Below are 1,062 nucleotides of genomic sequence, written 5' to 3'. Positions count from 1 at the left end.
CGTGAAGATTATGCGCGGATGCTATGCAGCACCTCAATCAACTTTGACCTGTCGGCCTTTGAACTGTTTTTACCTCTGACCCGTGGTGGCAGCTGTGTGCTGGTCGACAGTGCCCTGAGTCTGCTGACGACGCCGGTGGAGGTCACATTAATTAATACGGTGCCCTCGGCGATTAAAGCCCTGCTGGAGCAGGGAGGCATTCCGGCGGGTGTACGGGTGGTGAACCTGGCAGGTGAGCCGCTGGGCCGCGACGTGGTGAATCAGTTACTCGCCGGTGAGCACTGTGAGCGGGTGTATAACCTCTACGGTCCGTCAGAAGACACCACTTATTCAACCTGTGCGCGCTTTACTCAGCCCCTGGACGAGGCGCCGAGTATCGGACGGGTGATTAACAACAGTCAGGCGTTCATCCTCAATGATAAGCTGGCGCTGCTGCCGTATGGCACCACCGGGGAGCTATACCTGGGTGGTGACGGGCTGGCGCGGGGTTATCTGAATCAGCCACAACTGAGTGCCGAGCGCTTCATCGATAATCCATTTTATGATGCCAATGTGGCAGGCAGCTCAAAGCGCCTGTACCGCACCGGCGACTTAGTGCGCTATCAGGCGGATGGCAACTTAGCCTTTGTGGGACGCGCAGACGATCAGGTGAAGATCCGGGGCTTCCGGGTGGAGCTGGGTGAGATAAGCGAACAGCTGAGTCGTCAGGCGGCCATCGACAGCGCGGTGGTGCTGGCGAAAAATGGAGCCAATGGCTTGTATCTGGTGGCCTATATTCATCCGACTCAGACACTGGACGAGGCTGAGCACACCGACTTCATCACGGCTGCACTGACGAGCCTGGCAGCGTGTTTACCGGAATACATGGTACCAAGACTGGGCAAGGTGGTCCCTGAGTGGCCGCTGACAGCCAGTGGCAAGATCAACAAAAAGGCGCTGCCGGAGGTGGATGCCACCGCACTGCAGGGCCGTTACGTAGCGCCGCAAACAGACACAGAGCAGGCGGTATGTGAGATTTGGGCGCAGCTGCTCAATGTAGAAGCCAGCCAGATAAGCACACAG

General features: G+C 57.9%; 1 protein-coding gene. It reads left to right on the top strand.

The window, feature by feature from the left end:
- Positions 1-1,062, top strand: a 1,062-nt coding sequence (locus MHN31_RS24095; protein WP_239445555.1) for an AMP-binding protein, incomplete at both ends; no start/stop codon positions are given.

Origin of the sequence: Pseudoalteromonas sp. McH1-42 (assembly GCF_022347845.1) — a bacterium.
GTDB classification, from domain to species: Bacteria; Pseudomonadota; Gammaproteobacteria; order Enterobacterales; family Alteromonadaceae; genus Pseudoalteromonas; species Pseudoalteromonas rubra_D.
The sequence above is the reverse complement of the archived record's forward strand: the minus strand, read 5'-3'. Positions and strand labels throughout refer to the sequence as shown.